17 protein-coding genes and 2 tRNA genes are annotated in these 18,104 nt (G+C 64.7%); 10 read left to right on the top strand and 9 right to left on the bottom strand.

Annotated elements, in window-relative coordinates:
- Position 1: 1 nt before the first annotated feature.
- Both ABY42_RS12265 and ABY42_RS12260 read left to right on the top strand, forming a co-directional pair.
- A complete protein-coding gene (locus tag ABY42_RS12265) occupies positions 2 to 439 on the top strand; it encodes a CBS domain-containing protein (protein WP_004975127.1) in 438 nt (145 codons plus the stop codon).
- A gap of 93 nt (positions 440 to 532) precedes the next feature.
- The gene (locus ABY42_RS12260; protein WP_004975128.1) at positions 533 to 1,042 is read left to right on the top strand and encodes a DUF2062 domain-containing protein; all 510 of its coding nucleotides are present in this window, start codon (positions 533 to 535) and stop codon (positions 1,040 to 1,042) included.
- 2 nt (positions 1,043 to 1,044) lie between these two features.
- On the opposite strand, the gene ABY42_RS19870 is transcribed toward ABY42_RS12260, so the two are convergent.
- The 3 genes from ABY42_RS19870 to ABY42_RS12250 all read right to left on the bottom strand — a co-directional run bounded on the left by ABY42_RS19870 (position 1,045) and on the right by ABY42_RS12250 (position 1,673).
- Entirely contained in the window at positions 1,045 to 1,194 is a 150-nt protein-coding gene (locus ABY42_RS19870) for a hypothetical protein (protein WP_004975129.1), read from the bottom strand.
- A 284-nt stretch (positions 1,195 to 1,478) separates the two neighbouring features.
- Positions 1,479 to 1,553: transfer RNA gene (locus ABY42_RS12255), tRNA-Val, on the bottom strand.
- Positions 1,554 to 1,598: 45 nt separating this feature from the next.
- Positions 1,599 to 1,673, bottom strand: a tRNA-Val gene (locus ABY42_RS12250).
- A 239-nt stretch (positions 1,674 to 1,912) separates the two neighbouring features.
- On the opposite strand from ABY42_RS12250, the gene trpD reads away from it, so the two are divergent.
- From trpD to trpG, 4 genes are read left to right on the top strand one after another with little or no spacing between them, the layout of a single operon-like run.
- Positions 1,913 to 2,908: an anthranilate phosphoribosyltransferase gene (trpD, locus tag ABY42_RS12245; protein WP_049905078.1), complete on the top strand. Its 996-nt coding sequence runs from the start codon at positions 1,913 to 1,915 to the stop codon at positions 2,906 to 2,908.
- 1 nt (position 2,909) lies between these two features.
- Positions 2,910 to 3,575 carry a phosphoribosylanthranilate isomerase gene (gene trpF, locus ABY42_RS12240; RefSeq protein ID WP_050459629.1) on the top strand — a complete coding sequence of 222 codons (666 nt, stop codon included), beginning with the start codon at positions 2,910 to 2,912 and terminating at the stop codon, positions 3,573 to 3,575.
- Positions 3,572 to 5,146 carry an anthranilate synthase component I gene (trpE, locus tag ABY42_RS12235; protein WP_050459628.1) on the top strand — a complete coding sequence of 525 codons (1,575 nt, stop codon included), beginning with the start codon at positions 3,572 to 3,574 and terminating at the stop codon, positions 5,144 to 5,146. Before trpF ends, trpE begins: the two co-directional genes overlap by 4 nt.
- On the top strand, positions 5,143 to 5,763 hold the full coding sequence (gene trpG, locus ABY42_RS12230) for an anthranilate synthase component II (protein ID WP_050459627.1): 621 nt from the start codon (positions 5,143 to 5,145) through the stop codon (positions 5,761 to 5,763). The genes trpE and trpG overlap by 4 nt, the downstream gene beginning before the upstream one ends.
- Before the next feature lie 71 nt (positions 5,764 to 5,834).
- Here trpG and ABY42_RS12225 read toward each other — a convergent pair whose 3' ends face one another.
- Positions 5,835 to 6,047, bottom strand: coding sequence for a hypothetical protein (locus tag ABY42_RS12225; RefSeq protein WP_004975139.1), 213 nt, complete (start codon positions 6,045 to 6,047; stop codon positions 5,835 to 5,837).
- Positions 6,048 to 6,582: 535 nt separating this feature from the next.
- On the opposite strand from ABY42_RS12225, the gene ABY42_RS12220 reads away from it, so the two are divergent.
- Positions 6,583 to 9,684, top strand: coding sequence for an adenosylcobalamin-dependent ribonucleoside-diphosphate reductase (locus ABY42_RS12220; protein ID WP_050459626.1), 3,102 nt, complete (start codon positions 6,583 to 6,585; stop codon positions 9,682 to 9,684).
- Positions 9,685 to 10,479: 795 nt separating this feature from the next.
- Here ABY42_RS12220 and ABY42_RS12215 read toward each other — a convergent pair.
- Positions 10,480 to 13,224, bottom strand: a complete 2,745-nt coding sequence (locus ABY42_RS12215; protein WP_050459625.1) for a BGTF surface domain-containing protein — start codon at positions 13,222 to 13,224, stop codon at positions 10,480 to 10,482.
- A gap of 782 nt (positions 13,225 to 14,006) precedes the next feature.
- On the opposite strand from ABY42_RS12215, the gene ABY42_RS12210 reads away from it, so the two are divergent.
- Together ABY42_RS12210 and ABY42_RS12205 are read left to right on the top strand one after the other, a co-directional pair.
- Positions 14,007 to 14,435, top strand: coding sequence for a type IV pilin (locus ABY42_RS12210; protein WP_008095501.1), 429 nt, complete (start codon positions 14,007 to 14,009; stop codon positions 14,433 to 14,435).
- Positions 14,436 to 14,906 carry a type IV pilin gene (locus ABY42_RS12205; RefSeq protein ID WP_050459624.1) on the top strand — a complete coding sequence of 157 codons (471 nt, stop codon included), beginning with the start codon at positions 14,436 to 14,438 and terminating at the stop codon, positions 14,904 to 14,906.
- 162 nt (positions 14,907 to 15,068) lie between these two features.
- Here ABY42_RS12205 and ABY42_RS12200 read toward each other — a convergent pair whose 3' ends face one another.
- From ABY42_RS12200 to ABY42_RS12185, 4 genes are all read right to left on the bottom strand, one after another.
- Positions 15,069 to 15,257 carry a hypothetical protein gene (locus ABY42_RS12200; protein WP_004975161.1) on the bottom strand — a complete coding sequence of 63 codons (189 nt, stop codon included), beginning with the start codon at positions 15,255 to 15,257 and terminating at the stop codon, positions 15,069 to 15,071.
- A 52-nt stretch (positions 15,258 to 15,309) separates the two neighbouring features.
- Positions 15,310 to 15,870 carry a DUF1684 domain-containing protein gene (locus ABY42_RS12195; RefSeq protein ID WP_050459623.1) on the bottom strand — a complete coding sequence of 187 codons (561 nt, stop codon included), beginning with the start codon at positions 15,868 to 15,870 and terminating at the stop codon, positions 15,310 to 15,312.
- Positions 15,871 to 15,930: 60 nt separating this feature from the next.
- Positions 15,931 to 16,914, bottom strand: a complete 984-nt coding sequence (locus tag ABY42_RS12190; protein WP_050459622.1) for an aldo/keto reductase — start codon at positions 16,912 to 16,914, stop codon at positions 15,931 to 15,933.
- Positions 16,915 to 17,199: 285 nt separating this feature from the next.
- On the bottom strand, positions 17,200 to 17,466 hold the full coding sequence (locus tag ABY42_RS12185) for a hypothetical protein (protein WP_004975169.1): 267 nt from the start codon (positions 17,464 to 17,466) through the stop codon (positions 17,200 to 17,202).
- A gap of 349 nt (positions 17,467 to 17,815) precedes the next feature.
- Between ABY42_RS12185 and ABY42_RS12180 the strand changes: the two genes are divergently transcribed.
- Positions 17,816 to 18,097 (top strand): hypothetical protein, encoded by a 282-nt coding sequence (locus ABY42_RS12180; RefSeq protein WP_004975172.1) that lies wholly within the window; start codon positions 17,816 to 17,818, stop codon positions 18,095 to 18,097.
- Positions 18,098 to 18,104: the final 7 nt, after the last annotated feature.

Genomic DNA, 18,104 nt, shown 5'->3' with positions numbered 1-18,104 from the left:
CATGCGCGTCGACGACATCATGACCGAGGAGGTGGCGACCGTCGGACTGGGGTCGAGCGTCGCCGACTGCGCGCGAACCATGCTCCGCGAGGGCGCGGGAAGCGTCGTCGTGATGGCCGACGGCGGCCCCGCGGGCATCGTCACCGAGTCGGACGCGCTCCGCGCCGGCGTGGCGAGCGGCAAGCCCCTCGCCGCGGTCCCGGCCCGCGCGGTCATGTCGAACCCAATCAAGTGGGTTCGACCGGACTCGACCACGCGCGTTGCCGCCGAGAAGATGCGCGACCAGCGGGTGAAGAAACTCGTCGTCGTCGACGGCGCGGAGATGGTCGGCATCGTGACCGCGACGGACATCGCCTTCCACCTCTCGGACGTGGCCCGCGGCGTCGGCCAGATGATAGAACTCAAGGACAAGTGGGAGTCGGACCGCCGGTTCCGCTGACCGCCGCCTCGACGCATCGACACGTCGACTGCTACCAGTTGACTGATTCTCGGCGAAGCGTTGATAACGACGTCTCGCTTCTAGTCTCGACGAGTGTACGACCGTCTCGCGTCGATTCGTCCCCGCGTCCGGTCCGGCCTCGAACGAGCGTTCGCGGCGGACCACACCCCTCACGAGGTCGCCGCCAGCTTCGCGTTCGGCGTCTTCTTCGTGGCCATGCCGACCGCAGGGACCGCCCTCGCGCTGTTCGCCCTCATCGCCTACTTCGTCGAGCGGGCGAGCCGACTCGCGCTCGTCGCCACGCTCGTCGTCTTCAACCCGCCCGTCAAGTGGGCGGTCTACGGCGCGAGCTTCTGGCTCGGTTCGCACCTGCTCGGCCCGGTTCCGGGGGCGTCCGTCGCCGACGTGTCGCTCAGCGCCGGTCTCGACATCCTCCTCCGACAGCTCCTCGGCAACACGATTCTCGCCGTCGCTCTCGCCGTCGTCGGCTACGCGGTGACGCTCCAACTGGCGCGCCTGCACCACCGACGACAGCGGTCGGAGACGCCGACGCGCGGCGCGGACGCCCGGAACGACGACGCCCGGTCCGACGTGTCGTCGTGACGCTACCGCTGTGACCGTTCTTCTCTGCCTTCTTCGAACGCCCGGAGCGACTGGATGAGTTTGTAGCCGAGGTAGACGACCGCAAGCGGGATGAGGAGCAACAGCGCCAAGATGACGAGTTCGGGACCGCCGGGGATTTGCAGGAGGGTCATGGGCGGGATTCGCGGGCGGAAGACATAGTGGTTGGGTGGTGCGGGAGACTGTCTGTTCGGTTGGGTGGAGCGAGAGACTGTATCAGGAGACACGCTCGCTTCGCTCGCGTGAACCTCACTCGCAACGCTTCGCGACTCACGGCTTCGCCGTTCGTCTTACTGCGACACTACGTGTCGCACGTTGCTCGCTGGTTCAAATCTGCCCGCGACACGATTGCACGCGACTCGCGGCACCGAGCACACGCTACGCGGTGCTCGGGAGGCAATTCGTCGCGAGAAAGTAGTGGGTTGGGGCAGATTTGAACTGCCGGCCTCCTCCATGTCAAGGAGGTGTCATAACCAGACTAGACCACCAACCCGGTGTGTTGCGAACATCGCCGAACGCCGAAACGCGGGAAGAGGAGTGGGTTGGGGCAGATTTGAACTGCCGGCCTCCTCCATGTCAAGGAGGTGTCATAACCAGACTAGACCACCAACCCGGTTACGGTGCTTCCCGCGCCCGTTCGGACGCATCTCTCCGTTGTCCGGGGTTACAATTTAAGCTTTCGAATCGGACTACGTGCGGCGATTCGGGTCACAGCGCGTTCCCACCGTTCGAGGCGGGCGATTCGCTCCGAGCGCCGACCGTCGGAGCCGGCGATTTTCGCCAGCCCGACACGCTTAAGCCGATGTACTGATTTGTACATCATAACCCGAAGAAGTACATCGGTGATTACCAATGCAGGATTATATCGAACGTGTGACCGGCGGTGCGGACCTGACTGTCGAGGAGGCGCGCGACGCCGCGCGGGCGGTCTTCGAGGACGCGACCGAGGCGCAAATCGGCGCGCTCCTCGCCGCGCTCCGGGCGAAAGGCGAGACCGAGGCCGAAATCGCGGGCTTCGCGCAGGGGATGCGCGACGCCGCGTTGACCATCGAGCCCGACCGCGGCCCGCTCGTCGACACCTGCGGCACCGGCGGCGACGACTACAACACCATCAACGTCTCGACCACGAGCGCGCTCGTCGCGGCCGGCGCGGGCGCGGCGGTGGCCAAGCACGGCAACTACTCCGTCTCTTCGTCTTCTGGGAGCGCCGACGTGCTGGAGGTCGCCGGCGTGAACGTCGAGGCCGAACCCGAGTCCGTCGAGGCGTGCATCGAGGACAACGGCGTCGGCTTCATGCTCGCGCCCGTGTTCCACCCCGCGATGAAGGCCGTCATCGGCCCGCGGAAGGAACTCGGCATGCGGACCATCTTCAACGTCCTCGGCCCGCTGACGAACCCCGCCGGGGCCGACGCGCAGGTCCTCGGCGTCTACGACTCCGACCTCGTCCCCGTCATCGCCGAGTCGCTGTCGCACATGCCCGTCGAGCGCGCCCTCGTCGTCCACGGCTCCGGCATGGACGAAATCGCCCTCCACGACGCGACGACGGTCGCCGAAATCGACGGCGACGAGATTACGGAGTACACGCTCACGCCCGCCGACCTCGGCCTCGAACAGGCCCCCATCGAGGCGGTCGCCGGCGGCACTCCGCAGGAGAACGCCGCCGACCTCGAAGGTATCCTCACCGGCGACGTGACCGGTCCCAAGCGCGACCTCATCCTCGCCAACGCCGGCGCGGCCGTCTACGTCGCCGACCTCGCGGACTCCCTGGAGGAGGGCGTCGAGGTCGCCCGCGACGCCATCGAGTCCGGCGCCGCGAAGGCCAAGCTCGACGCGCTCCGGGAGGCGTGAGATGATCCGCGTCAAAGTGTGCGGCGTCACCGACGAAGCCGACCTCGAAGCGGTCGACGCGGCCGGTGCCGACGCGGTCGGTGCCATCTGCGACGTGCCCGTGGACACGCCCCGCGAGATTCCCCGCGAGCGCGCCCGCGAGCTGTTCGCCGCCGCGCCGCCGTTCCTCACGACCGTCCTCGTGACGATGCCCGACTCCATCGACCACGCCCGCGACCTCGCCCGCGAGGTCCAACCCGATGTACTCCAACTCCACGGCGACTTCGCGGCCGACGACCTCGACTCGCTCCGCGCGACGGGCGTCGGCGTCGTCCCCGTCGTCGACGCGACCGACCTCGACCGCGCACGCGCTCTCGCGCCCGTCGTTGACGCTATCCTCGTCGACACGCCCTCCGCGTCCGGCGCGGGCGGCACCGGCGAGACCCACGACTGGGACGCCTCGCGCGAACTCGTCGAGGCGGTCGACGTGCCCGTGGTTCTCGCGGGCGGCCTGACCCCCGACAACGTCGCCGAGGCGGTTCGGACGGTCGAGCCCTACGGCGTCGACGTCGCGAGCGGCGTCGAGGCCTCCGGCGGCGTCAAGGACCACGACGCGGTCCGCGCGTTCGTCGCCGCGGCGAAGGCGGCCCGCGGAGCGTCCGAGGGTCACGAGGAGGTCGTCGCGTGACGACTCCCGACACCGACCGCGACGAGTTCGTCGAGCTCGTCGGCGACGCGGACGAACCGGTCGTGACGCACCTCGTCGCCGACCTCGACGTGTCCGTGGACCCGCTGGCCGCGTACACGACGCTCGCCGACCGCAGCGACTACGGCTTCCTCCTGGAGAGCGCCGAGAAGGTCTCCTCCAGCAACCCGCAGGGCGCGTTCTCCGCGCCCGCGACGGTCGCCGATTCCCACGCGCGCTTCTCGTTCGTCGGCTACGACCCCGAGGCGGTCGTGACGGTCGGCCCCGACGGCGTCGACGTGACCGACCTCGGCGGTCCCGCCGCCGAGTTCGTCGGCGTGGGCGACGGCGACGTACTCGACTCCCTGCGCGGCGCGCTCCCCGACCTCCCGCGCGTCAACTTCCCCGAGACGGACCGCCAGACGCTCACCGGCGGTTTGGTCGGCTTCCTCGCCTACGAGGCCGTCTACGACCTCTGGCTCGACGAGGTCGGCCGCGAGCGCCCCGATACCGACGACCCGGACGCCGAGTTCGTCCTCACCACCCGGACGCTCTCGTTCGACCACCGCGAGGACGCCGTCCGCCTCATCTGTACCCCCGTCGTCTCGCCCGACGACGACCCCGGCGACGTCTACGACGGCGTCGTCGCCGAGGCCGAACGCGTCGCCGAGAAGCTCCGGGCGGCTGACGACCCCTCACCCGGCGGCTTCGAGCGGACCGGCGAGGAGGCTGGTTCGCGCGAGGACTACGAGGCCGCGGTCAGGAAGACGAAAGAACACGTCCGCGACGGCGACATCTATCAGGGCGTCATCTCGCGCACCCGGAAGCTCCACGGACAGGTCGACCCGGTCGGCCTGTACGCCTCGCTGCGCGAGGTGAACCCCTCGCCGTACATGTACCTGCTCCGGCACGGCGACCGGCGCGTCGTCGGCGCGAGCCCCGAGACGCTCGTCTCGGTCAGGGGCGACCGCGTCGTCGTCAACCCCATCGCGGGGACGTGCCAGCGCGGCTCCGGGCCGGTCGAGGACCGCCGCCTCGCCGGCGAACTCCTCGCGGACGGAAAGGAGCGCGCAGAGCACACGATGCTCGTCGACCTCGGCCGCAACGACGTGCGCCGGGTCTCGACGCCCGGCAGCGTCCGCGTCGAGGACTTCATGAGCATCATCAAGTACAGCCACGTCCAGCACATCGAATCGACCGTCTCGGGGACGCTCGACCCCGACTCGGACGCCTTCGATGCCACGCGCGCGACGTTCCCGGCGGGAACGCTCACCGGCGCGCCGAAGGTCCGGGCGATGGAGATTATCGACGACCTCGAAGACGAGCCCCGCGGCGTCTACGGCGGCGGCGTCGGCTACTACTCGTGGACCGGCGACGCCGACATGGCTATCGTCATCCGGACCGCGACGGTCGAGTCCGACGGCTCGGAAGACACCATCACCGTCCGCGCGGGAGCCGGTATCGTCGCCGACTCCGACCCGACCTCGGAGTACGAGGAGACGGAACAGAAGATGGGCGGGGTGCTCGACGCCGTCCGCCGCATCGAGTACGGGACCGAGGAGGTGTCGCAATGACGGCGATTCGACTCGTCGTCGTCGACAACTTCGATTCGTTCACGTACAACCTCGTGGAGTACTTCTCCGAGCAGACCGTCGAGGGCGAACCGCTCGACATCGAGGTGCGCAAGAACACCGCGTCGCTCGACGAGATTCGCGACCTGAACCCCGACGCCATCGTCATCTCGCCGGGGCCGGGTCATCCGAAGAACGACCGCGACGTGGGCGTGACGAACGACGTGCTCACGGAGCTTTCGACCGAGATTCCGACCCTCGGCGTCTGTCTCGGCCTCGAAGCCGCGGTGTACGCCTACGGCGGGACCATCGGCCACGCGCCGGAGCCGATTCACGGCAAGGCGTTCCCCGTCGACCACGACGGCGAGGGCGTCTTCGCCGGCCTCGAAGACGGTTTCCCGGCCGGCCGCTACCACTCGCTCGTCGCCACCGAGGTTCCCGACTGCTTCGACGTCTCGGCGACGACCGACCACGACGGCGAGGCGCTCGTGATGGGCGTCCGCCACCGCGAGTTCCCCATCGAGTGCGTCCAGTTCCACCCGGAAAGCGTGCTCACGGGGTCGGGACACGGCGTCGTCAGAAACTTCCTCACGGCGGTCGCCGGCTTCGACGTGGCCTGAATCGGGCCAGACACGCCGAGGCGCGGTCGCGGTTTTTGCCGTTCTCTTCGCCCGATGGCCGTGCAGCCACCTCAGAGGACGTTGATGCCGAAGAACGAGAGCAGCAGCAGCGCCCCGACGACGATGGCGGCGATGGTGACCAGTCGCCACGCGACTTTGAGGAACAGTCGCCCGACGAGGATGACGACGGCGACGGCCACGAGCACCACGAGCATCTGACCGAGCGGCCCGGAGAGCAGGCCGCCGAGCTGTAACGGTGTGAGCGCGAGGGGAGTCAGTACCATACCCCGATATGACACCCGTAGAGCGGATAAGCTTGTGGGCGGTCTCGTCTCGCGGTTCCGGTGCGATTCCGCCGTCGAAACGACCGATTTCGGCACCCCTGAGCGGTTGGGTGATTTGAACATACGAATTCTGATATTTATCTGCATGTCGACTGTCCGGTCTCCCTTTATATCCTCTCCGGTGATGCGGCACTGTTCACCATGTGACCGATTCAGACGGCTCGTCTCCCCCCTCACGTTCTACTGGATATCACCGTTACGTCTGTCGATTTTCTCCGCCGAGATTTCACTTCCGCTCCGCTCTAACTACGGTTATGTGGCTTCCGTCCGTTCTATGAATCCGTGCACTTCGGACCCGGTCGTCGGCCGCCGACGTAATTGCACTAATTATGATACGTTCGGCGGTCGAACCTCCGAGTTCGAAGCCCTTAACCAACCACGCAACACACACCAATATCGTCACCAATGAGCGGAATTTCCGGACACTATCGACGCGACCTCGCCCGAACGCGGCTCGGGCGGGAGGGACAGTAAGATGAGCGACGCGAACCTCTCGACGGACGAACTCGTACTTCCGGTCAAGCGAACCGAAGGCGAGACCCTCGAAGAGCGGATGACGGGCAACGCCTACAACAACATTCTCCCCGCCCGTTACCTCCGCAAGGACGCCGACGGCGACCTCGTCGAGACGCAGGAGGACCTGTTCCCCCGCGTCGCGAAGAACATCGCGCTCGCCGAGGCCGTCTTCGAGGCCGAACAGCGCGACATCGAAATCACGGTCACTCCCGACCTCATCAAGCCGGACCACCCGCGCCGCGACGAACTCGCCGAGGAGGTCTTCGGCAAGGGCGTCACGGCCGACGACGACGAGGCCGAGACGACGCTTTCGGTCTACAACGTCAACAAGTTCGCCTACGAAACCCTCGTCCCCGAACTTCCGGAGGGCGTCCGCGAGGTCGTCGTCGAGAAGCGCGAGACGTTCGAAGAGATGATGGGACAGCTCTCGTTCATGCCGAACTCGCCGACGCTGATGAACGCCGGCGACGAGCTTCAGCAGCTTTCGGCCTGTTTCGTCGACTCGCCCGGCGACGACATCACGGACATCCACCAGACGGCCAAGGAGGCCGCCGAGGTGTTCCAGTCCGGCGGCGGCATGGGCTACGCCTTCTGGAAGCTCCGACCCTACGGCGACGCGGTCGGTTCGACCGGCGGCATCGCCTCCGGCCCCATCACGTTCATGCGGACGTTCGACCAGATGTGCGAGACCATCGCGCAGGGCGGCGCGCGCCGCGGCGCGCAGATGGGCGTCATGCGCGTCAGCCACCCCGACGTCATCCAGTTCCTCCACGCGAAGAACAAGGACGTCTCGCTCGCGCACACGCTCCGCCTGAACGACCCCGACGACTTCACCCACACCAAGTTCGTCGACGCGCTCGACGAGGCGCGCGAACTCATCGACGAGGACGGTCGCGTCCCCAAGCACCTCCGTAACGCCGTCGAAGGCCATCTCTCGAACTTCAACATCTCGGTCGGTATCACCGACGGCTTCATGGAGGCGCTGTACAACGACGAGGAGTTCGTCTTCACGAACCCCCGCACCGAAGAACCGCACGTCGCCACGCCCCAGACGAAGGAAATCTACGACATGTTCGGTCTCGGCGAGCACGTCGAGGTCGGCGAGGTCCTCTCGGTCCCCGCGAAGAAACTCTGGGACCAGATTATCGAGGGCGCGTGGGAGAACGGCGAACCCGGTGTCGTCTACCTCGAGCGCGCAAACAAGCAGCACTCCTTCGACGTCGAGAAACATCCCGACCACCGCATCCTCGCGACCAACCCCTGCGGCGAACAGCCGCTCGAGGAGTACGAGGCGTGTAACCTCGGCCACATCAACCTCTCGACGCTCGTCGCGGAGGACTCGCCCGACTGGCGCGTCTGGTACGACGCCCACGGCGACGAGTACGACTCGCTTGAGGCCGCGACGGACGCCTTCCTGGAAGACGCCGTCGACTGGGAGGAGTTCGACCACCGCATCGACAACGGCACGCGCTTCCTCGAAAACGTCGTCACGATGTCGGACTTCCCGGTCGAGAAGATCGAGGAGAAGGTCCGCGAACTCCGTAAAATCGGGCTCGGCATCATGGGACTCGCCCAGATGTACATCCAGCTCGGCGTCCGCTACGGCTCCGACGAGGGCAACGAAATCGCCCAACAGCTCATGACCCACATCAACCACGGGTCCAAGCGGGCGTCCCACGAACTCGCCGAAGAACGCGGCCCGTTCGAGGCGTGGGAGGACTCGAAGTACGCGAACCCGACCGAGTACCGCGAGTGGTTCGAACACCACACCGGCGAGTCCGCCGACGACTGGGAAGACGGCTACCCCATCCGCAACCACAACACGACGACCATCGCCCCGACGGGTACCACGTCGATGGTGTCGAACACCACCGGCGGCTGTGAGCCCATCTACAACGTCGCCTACTACAAGAACGTCTCCGACGACGTGCAGGGCGACGAGATGCTCGTCGAGTTCGACGACTACTTCCTCCGCGTGCTGGAGGCCAACGACATCGACGTCGAGGCCGTCAAGCGCGAGGCCCAAGAGCAGATGGCCAGCAACGAGTTCGACGGCGTCTCCTCGCTGTCGACCGTCCCGGACGCCATCTCCGAGCTGTTCGTCGTGACCTCCGACCTCGCGGGTATCGAGCACGCGGGCGTCCAGTGCGCCCTCCAGAGCGGCGTCGACTCCGCCATCTCGAAGACCTGTAACTTCCCGAACAGCGCGTCGAAGGAGGACATGGACGAGGTCTACCGCTACATCTACGACCACGGCGGCAAGGGCGTCACCGTCTACCGCGACGGCACCCGCTCGAAGCAGGTGCTCACCACGCGCGCGAAGAACACCGAGTTCTCCGACGACGAGGAGGCCGCAGAGGCCATCGTCTCGCAGATTCGCGACGTGTTCGGCGACGTGGAGGCGTTCCTCGAATCCGAGGAGGTCTCGGACCTCATCGGCAGCGAACTCGAACTCGCCTTCGCCGATTCGCCGAGCGACGTCGGCAAGAAGCGCCCCCGTCCGGACGTGCTGTACGGCGTCACCCAACGCATCGACACCGGCTACGGGAAGCTCTACGTCAACATCAACGAGGACGAACACGGCGAGCCGTTCGAGCTGTTCGCCAACATCGGTAACTCCGGCGGCTTCACCGCGTCCTTCACCGAGGCGCTCGCCAAGACCGTCTCCACGTCGCTCCGCTCGGGCGTCGACCCCGAGGAGATCGCGAACGAACTGAAGGGTATCCGGAGCCCGAAGGTCGCCTGGGACAAAGGCGAGCAGATTAACTCCATCCCGGACGCCATCGGCACCGCGATGCGCCGGTATCTCGACGGCGACATCGACAAGGGCTACCCGCAACAGCAGAACCTGACCGAGGTCGAAGCCGAGGCCGCCGCGGCCGAGGACGCGGACACCGACGGCGGCGTCGCTGTCGACGACGGCCCCGGTGGCAGTTCCGACGCCGTTGCGGACCTGCTCGCGGCGGGCGAGAGCCCCGAGTGTCCCGAGTGCGGCGAGATGGACCTCTACTACTCCGAAGGCTGTAAGACCTGCCAGAACTGCGGCTGGTCCGAGTGCTGAACGCGAGACGGTAACTCCCGCCGTCGCCGTCTCGTCCGTCACTCGATTTCCGCTCTTTTCTTTTGCGCTCCTCGACCCCACGAGTCTGCACTGTCCAGTCTCGTTGGCGTGTTCGACGCGAAGGTGTCGTCGAGGCCGGCGGGAGAGACACGCCAATCGTGGACTCTATCGCTCGCACAGTACCCTCCTCTCTCGGGGACAGCCATCGCTCCCTCCGGATGGACCGCCCGTCGACGGCGGGAGAGATGTGGTGAGATAGAGTGAGATAGAGTGCGACTGTGGAGCCCGCGCTCGTATCGCTCCGGTGACCCGACGCTGTTCGAGACGAGATGTATCGACCGACGAGACGAGAGACGCAGTCACTCGACCGTTCCCTCGACTGCGTAGTACGGCACGTCGTGAACTGCGAGCGCGTCGGCCCACGTAGTCGGTCACGACTGCCATCGGTCTCGGCTCGCTCACGGCGGTCGACCGGCCGCCACCCGGTTCAATTCGTTCTCCGCACGTCGCCGACGGAACGCGAAGACCGGCCTTCGACGAACCCACAAACCACGCACAGCGACTGGGAAGGACAAGAACCACCTCGGTACGACCGTGCGTCTCGGTTCTGTACGTCGTCTGGTCGTCAAGCGGAGTCGTCGCCACTAGCTTTAGCTTTCTACCTTCGAGGGCTGCACGTCGCGACGCTACTCGCCGTTTGAGTGCGTGACGACTGTCGACGCGAGTGCTGCGGCTGTCGGGTCAGCGTCGAAAGAAAGGAAAAACGCCGGGAAGGGTCCCGGTGGTTAGCTATCGTTAGTTGTCGCGGCGGACCGCGAGGAGCGCAGCGGCGACGAGCGCGACGAGGGCGACAACGACACCGAAGCCGGGCGTCTGGGACGACGTGGTGGTCGTCTCGTCAGCCGTCGTGGTGGCGGCGGTGGTCGTCGTAGCCGCAGTCGTGGTCGTCGTGTCTGCGGTCGTCGTGGTGTCAGCCGTCGTCGTGGTGTCCTCAGCCGTCGTGGTGGAGGTTTCCACGGACTCGACGACGTTGCCGTCGACTTCCTCGTCGGACGCGACGCCACCGTCAGCCGTCACGGTGAACGTGTCGCCGACGCTCTGCTCGGAGAAGTCGAAGCTACCGGAGAACGAGCCGTCTGCCTGGACGTAGACCGTAGCGGTCTTCAGGAAGCGCGGCTGCGTGTCACCGTCGGACTCAACGCGGAGCGTGAGTTCCGTACCGGGCGCGACGTTCGAGGAGCCAGAGATCATCTGGTCCGCAGCGTTCGTCACGTTGACCGGGTCAGCGTCGAACGTGTGTTCGGCTTCGACGTGCTCGTAGGAGTCAGTCTGCGACGAGTTGTCGTCAACGAGCGCAAGGTTGGAGGAAGAGACCTCGTCTTCCTCGATCATCTTGAACTGGACGTTGAACGAGTCGTCGTCGTCGACGTCGACAGCGTTACCGGAGGTCTTCTCAGAGGACTGGAGAACACCGTCGTCGTTCTCGTCGCGGTACGCGTCAATTTCGTCCGAGTCGAACACGACGAAGTACGTGTCGTTGTCGCCGTCTGCGACAACAGAGGCGTTAGCGACGTCGAGGATCTTCGGGTCGCGGTTCGGGTCGGGGTTCGTCTGGTTGATCGTCAGACGGTAGGAGTCGTCGTAACCGTTGCCGGTCGCGAAGAAGTTAGGCGTCTCGTCGTCCTGGGCACCCGTCGTGCCTTCGAGACCGGAGGCCTCGATCTGGACGACAACCTGGTCTTCGAACGCGATCTGGCTGTCTTCAGTGATGTTGCCGTTCTCGAGCGCCTCGGAGACCTCGTCGAGGTCCGTCAGCGACTCGCCGGCCGGAGCGGTCCACGTGCGGACCGCGGAGACGCCGCCTTCCTCGAGGACGAGGGTCGCGACGTTCTCGCTGTCAGAGACTGCGCTGCCCGTGCGGACTTCGAGGTCGTAGTCGCCAGCGTCGATGAGGTTGCTGGTCGCGAGGCCGACTTCGGCCACGCCGTCGTTACCAGACAGGACGTCATCGTCGCCGTCTTCGACGTCGAAGACGCTGCTCGGGTTGTTGTTACCGCTGGAGGTGGACTTCGAGGAGTCCCAGAGGAGGATGACTTCGCCGTCGTCGTTACCGTCTTCGACGGTGACGTTAGCGGCGTAGCCCTGTTCGAAGCTACCGATGGAGACCGTTGCGGTGTCAGTGTTCTCGACGGTCACCGGGATGGCGACAACGTCGCCGCGCTGCTCGGTGATGACGGACTCGCCGAAGTCGGAGGAGCCCTCACCGGCGTCTTCCACGGTGATGGTGTCGGATTCGACGGAGACACCGGAGGCCGTGTCGGTCACTTCGACCGTGTAGTCGCCAGTGTCGAGGTCGAGTTCGCTCGCGTTGAACTCGAAGTCGTATTCACCCTGACCGTTGAGGTTGACAGTCATGCTCCCGTCGTCGACTTCGTCGCCGTCGTCGTCGAGGAGAGCGATCTTGACGTTCTCGCGGTCGGAGTTCGCGTTAACCGTACCTTCGATGAGGTCCTCGTCGGTGACGTTCAGGTCGTCGATGGAGACCTCGAGACCGAGGTCACGGACCTGAATCTTCTCGTCGAGGGAGCTACCGATGGTGACGTTGTAGCGCTGTTCCTGACGGTTGGACGTGTCGAACGTGTAGACCGCGGAGGTCGAGCCGGTCGAACCGGAGCGGAAGAAGCTCTCGACGTCGTCCTGACTGTCGTCAGATTCGACTTCGACAGCCGTGCCGATGCTACCGCTCGTTGCTGCAACGGTCTCGCCCTTGTAGGCGTCGGTGACGGAGACAGAGTTGTCGTCCGTGACCGTGACCGTCGCGACCGTGACCGTCGAGTTGTAGTCGTCGTCGAGACCCTCTTCGAGCTCGTTGCCCTCGGTGTCTTCGACACCTTCGAGGTTCACGACGATGTCGCCCGTGTAGAGGTCAGTCGTCTGGATGACAACCTGACCGGGGTTGTTCTGGGTCGGACCAGAGGAGACAACCGCGGACGTCACCAGCTCATCGTCCTGGTACACTTCGATGTTGCCACCGAGGTTCTGGACTTCCTCGTTGAACGAGAGTTCGAGGAGGTCGTTGCTGCCGTCGTTGTAGTGGACGGCGGAGATGAGCTCAGGGTCGTCGTTGTTCGTGACTGTGACCGTGGAGCTCACGTCTTCGGACGTCGTGCCCGTGACGGGAGCGCCGGCGGTCTCAGCCGCGGCCAGCTCGTACTGACCGGGCGTCACGTCAGAGACGTCGAGGCCACTGACGAGAACGTCCATGGCCGAGCCCGCAGTATAGGAGTCGTTAGTTGCGACCGGTTCGCCAGAGTCGAGCGTACCGTCGTCGTCAAGGTCGAGCCAGACGGTGGTGTTGTTGTCACCAGCCGTGGCGTCAACCGTGACGTCGACAGTTGCGCTGCTTCCACTCACCGTCGTGGTGTTGATGGAAGTAGCGGCAGCAGCAGCACTACCCGTAAACGCGATGGACCCGGCGAAAACCGAGAAGACCATCAGCGCAGCGAGGAGTACCGCGCGGATTTGCTTATTGCGTGTCATTGTTGATGGTGTTGCAGTCGGGGACATCGTTTTCATCGACCCTCGGACGGAACCAAGCCGGGCAGAACCCGGGCCGAGGCGAGGTACTCACAGATGCCTCCGTGGGCAGGGGTACAGTTTGCTCTGTTGACCGTTCGCGGTAAATACTTTGTGTGATTGAATGGTCTCTGAAACGTTACCAATCGTGTCACACAGGCCTCGAAACCCGATTCTTCCCCACAAAGCATATGTACGTCTGTTGAAAATATATCTAGCGCGTGCGCACGCCACCTTGGGTAGGAACGGCGTCCCCGGTTCGCCGGGGGCGTACTCGTTCTCGATAACTAATCGTCGAGCCCCGGCTGTCGAAGCTCGACGTCGGCACTTCGCACAGATTTGGATGGCGACCGCGACCACAGGTGCACGTCCCTCGCGTGTACATTGGCGCTCCACGCGTACGTGCGAGAAACACGTATCCTTCTGTCGTCGTTTATCATCGCCAGACGACAGCCACACCGAGTAGTGAAAAAGAACGACCGAGAACGTGTCAGAGATTCTTTAAACCGATTCGACGACGGAGTACCATCGCCCCCTTAAACGACATATAAACACTATATTAATGCCCGAATTGTTCGGAGAAACCATCCATTAATCTGGCACGTACATTTAAGTTACCCCGGAGATACGAGTCGGTTGGACACACCGCGACGGGTGCCGGGCAGGGATGACGGTTGCGCAGCGATGAACGCGTGCGCACCGGCGTCTTCGGCGAGCGATACCGTCCCGGGTGTCGGACACAACGCATGCAACTCAAACATCTCTTCACGGAAGACCGTGCAGTCAGTCCTGTCATCGGGGTTATCCTGATGGTGGCAATTACAGTCATCCTCGCGGCCGTTATTGGTACCTTCGTCCTCGGTCTCGGCGACCAAGTGAGCGAGACGTCCCCGCAGGCGAGTTTTAGTTTCGATTACGACGGGTCTAGTGCGCTGACGATCACCCACGAGAGCGGTGAGCAAATTCCGGCGAATCAGGTCACTGTGACGGGTGACTTCAACGACTCTGGTAGTGCTTGGACTGCACTTGGTGGCTCAGACCCAATCACAGCAGGTGGCTCCGCAGTTGTAAACGACTCTAGTGGGTTCAGCGACGGAGACACCATCCGCGTCGTCTGGACCTCCGAAAGTGGAAGTAGTTCCTCCACGCTTCAAAAGTGGACCTACAACGGATAGATGAACTTCAAACAACTCCTCGCAGAGGATGACGCAGTATCACCGGTTATCGGTGTTATCCTCATGGTCGCAATTACCGTCATCCTCGCGGCCGTCATCGGCACGTTCGTCCTCGGTCTCGGCGACCAAGTCGGTCAGACGACCCCACAGGCGAGCTTCGGGTTCGACTACAACGGTACCGCTCTCACGGTTACCCACGAGAGTGGTTCATCGATTGACGCCTCCCTAGTCAACATCACGTCTACGGTCGCACTTGACAACTCTACAGGAACCGAACTCGAGGGTTCGGGCGGTACGACCGCCACGTGGGAATCGATGACTGGCGATACAGAAATCACCGCCGGTAGCCAAGCAACGGTTCTCGAGCAGAACGCAAACGACCTTTCGAGCGCGACTGTTCGAGTAATCTGGACCTCCGAGAGTGGCAGTAACTCCGCCACGCTCCAGAAGTGGTCCGGCCCCGACGCCTAAACGCGACACAACCTTCGCGGCAACGTTTTCTTCGGACCGACTGACTGCGCAGCGTTGCGGCTGGCACGACCACGGAACGCGTCGCTACCACGGCTGCGGCGAACGAAACGTGCTCTCACGAGAAAAGACGGTTTTAGTCGGTACGACGGGCGAGTGCCGGACTCAGACCGGACGGCCGCCCTCGGACGTGCCGACCAGCCACGTCCCGAGCGTGAGCGCGCCGGCACCGACGGCGAGCGCGTAGGACATCACCTGTGCGGCGTTCGGCAGCATTCCCGGCAGCATCGCGAGCGTCCCGACGATCATCAGCGCCATCCCGATGACGGCTTGCTTCGAACTGAGCAGTCCCATGTCCGTCTCTCCGGAAGCGTCCGATATGGAACTTGCGCTTTTGCTTCGCCGGTTACTCGTAGCCTCGCTCTCCGGCGGGGACGACTACGTCGAGCCAGTTCTCCTCGGGGGGAAGCGGACACTCGAAGGTGTCGGTGAACGCGCAAAACGGGTTGTACGCGAGGTTGAAGTCCACGACGACTTCGTCCAACTCGTCGAGGGGCGCGTCGGGCGTGAGTTCCATGTAGCGACCGCCGTTGTAGGTCTGCTGACCCGTCGTCTTGTCGCGGAAGGGGACGAACAGCGTCGGCGAGTCGTCGTGTTCCTGACGATACGCGCCGAGGGTCAGTTCGGCGTCGCGGAGTTCGAAGTGGAACGTGGCGACGCGGAGATACCGGACCTCGCCGTCGGTCGAGGTGTCCATCGTCACCGGCTCGGGGTCGTCGTGCGTCTCGACCGACGCGGTCACCCGGTAGTCGGGGTCGGGGTCGAAGTAGTCGAGGCCGTCGAAGTCGTCCCGTTCTTCCGGCGGAATCGGCGACTGGGGATGCGACCCGAAGAAGTCGTCTTTCTCCTCGCGTTTCGCCCGGAGTTCGGAGACGTAGGCGTCGGCGTCGAACGCGTCGTCGGTCATACGCGACGGTTCCCACCGGCGACACCTACACCTGACGGTTCGAAGGCGCGTTCGAACTCGTTACGCGGACAGGTGGCGCTTGGCGGTCGAGATGCGTTTGAACTGCTCGTTCGTGAGCTCGATGTCCGCGGCCACGACGTTCTCGCCGAGCTGGTCGACGGTTCGTGCCCCGATAATCGGCGCGGTGACCTGCGGGTGGTGCATGAGCCACGCGAGGCTGACCTGTGCGGGCGACGCGCCGACCGCCTCGGCGACCTCCTCGATAACCTCGAGCGCGTCGAAGTTCGACGGCGTGAGGTAGGAGTCGGCGAACCGCTGGTCGTTCGCCGCGCGAGAGTCCGCAGGCGGGCGCTCGTCGCGGGCGTATTTGCCCGTGAGAAAGCCGCCAGCCAGCGGCGACCACGGCACGACGCCGATGTCGTAGTCGGCGCACATGTCGAGGTAGTTCCCCTCTATCTCGCGGTTGACGGCGTTGTACCGCGGTTGGGCGATTTTAAACGGCTCGTAGCCGCGCTTGCCGGCGAGTTCGTTCGCCTTGACGACCTTCCAGGCGTTGGGTTCGAGCGTCGAGGTGCCGAGGTAGTTCACCTTCCCGTCGCGGACGAACCCGTCGAGCGTCCGCATGAACTCCTCGACCGGCGTCTCGTCGTCCCACCGGTGGATGTACAGCAGGTCGACGTAGTCGGTGCCGAGCCGGTCGAGGATGCGGTCCATCTGACGGCGGAGGTGTTTCCGGTTGAGCCCGCGGCCGTTGGCGTCTTCCCGCGTGGGCCAGAAAACCTTGGACGCGACGACGAAGTCCTCGCGGTCGCGCGCTTCGAGCCACTCGCCGATGTACGTCTCGCTCGCGCCGTCGCCGTACATGTCGGCGGTGTCGATGAAGTTCCCGCCGGCGGCGGCGTAAGCGTCGAGCAACTCGTGGGCGCGGTCGCGGCCGACCTCGACCTCGCCGTCGTCGGCCTGTCGACCGAACCGCCACGTCCCGAACGCGAGTTCGGAGACCGTCGTTCCGGTCCGTCCTAGTGGAACCATCGCGAGCGACATACCGAACCCGAAGACCGGAGCGCCGTAAAGCCACTCGATTCCCGATGGTCGAAGATGAGAAACCTGAGGCCGTGGCAGGTCGGCGCACCGAGCGTCTGAGGAGCGGGCGAGAACCTCGACGGAGGCGCGTGGCGAGCGCTCGCGAGGTCGAGAAACGGAGAGCGGGAGGTGGGAAAGCGAGAGGTGGAAAGCGGGAAGTGGAGGGAGAAAACCGCGTCTGTTTGATTCGCCGTGTCAGGCAACGCACGCACGATTACGGACAGGCGTGTCGGCGCGACCGGGTGACTACGACCGGGCGTAGTTGTGCCCGAGCACGAGCGCGAGCGCGTTGAGCGCGAGAAGCGCTCCGAAGACGGTGAACTCGCTCGCTTCGAGGCCGCCGAAGAGCAGGGGCACATACAGGAACGGGAGGGCGACCGCGGCCCAGAAGCCGACGAACCGAAGCGGTGCGGCGACGAGTTCGAAGCCGAGGCGGAGCGGTTGTTCTTCCGTTACGACCTCACGGAGTTGGGAGAGGCGTTCGCGGGGGACCGTGGATGGGGAGTTCGACATTGGTTGGGGGGCACCTACGAGCACAACATGGAGTGGAGGGGTCATAATTACGTGCGAGAATTCCGTTCGTTTCATACTCGTTTACTTGAGACTATTCGGTAAACGTGAAATTTCACGGACCGACGAGCGGCGTTCTAATACTTCACAAACGCCGCTAACTCTTTTATTCACACAACAGTCAAGCGTTCTTGAACAGTCGTCGAATCCTGAATTTCCACGGTTCGACCGAGCGGACTCGGTCCTCGGTGCGCTCGGTGGCCCCCGTGTGGACCGTCGGGCGGGCGACGCTTCGACCGGCATCGTCCCGCAGGGAGCAGGGATTTAGCCCGCCGGCGCGACTGTCGATGCGATGCCAGACCTCAATCGCGTCGCAAAGCGCATGTACAACATCCACCCGAACGCCATGCACCTCACCGTCGGCGAGGAGATAGACGGCACGTTCACGCTGGAGAGCGCGGAGTTCTTCCAGACGGAGTTTCAGGCCGAGGGCCGACGCGACGGCGACGACGCGGTCTACCGGTTCGCGACGACCGAGGACAACGACGCTGTCGTCGTCGGTCAACAGCGACCCGGTGAAAACGGGTGGAGGATGGTCGGCGAAGTGGACTCGGTCGAGCGGGCGGACGCGTAGCCGCGCT

It is taken from the genome of Haloferax gibbonsii (assembly GCF_001190965.1).
Classification (GTDB): Archaea; Halobacteriota; Halobacteria; order Halobacteriales; family Haloferacaceae; genus Haloferax; species Haloferax gibbonsii.
The sequence above is the reverse complement of the archived record's forward strand: the minus strand, read 5'-3'. Positions and strand labels throughout refer to the sequence as shown.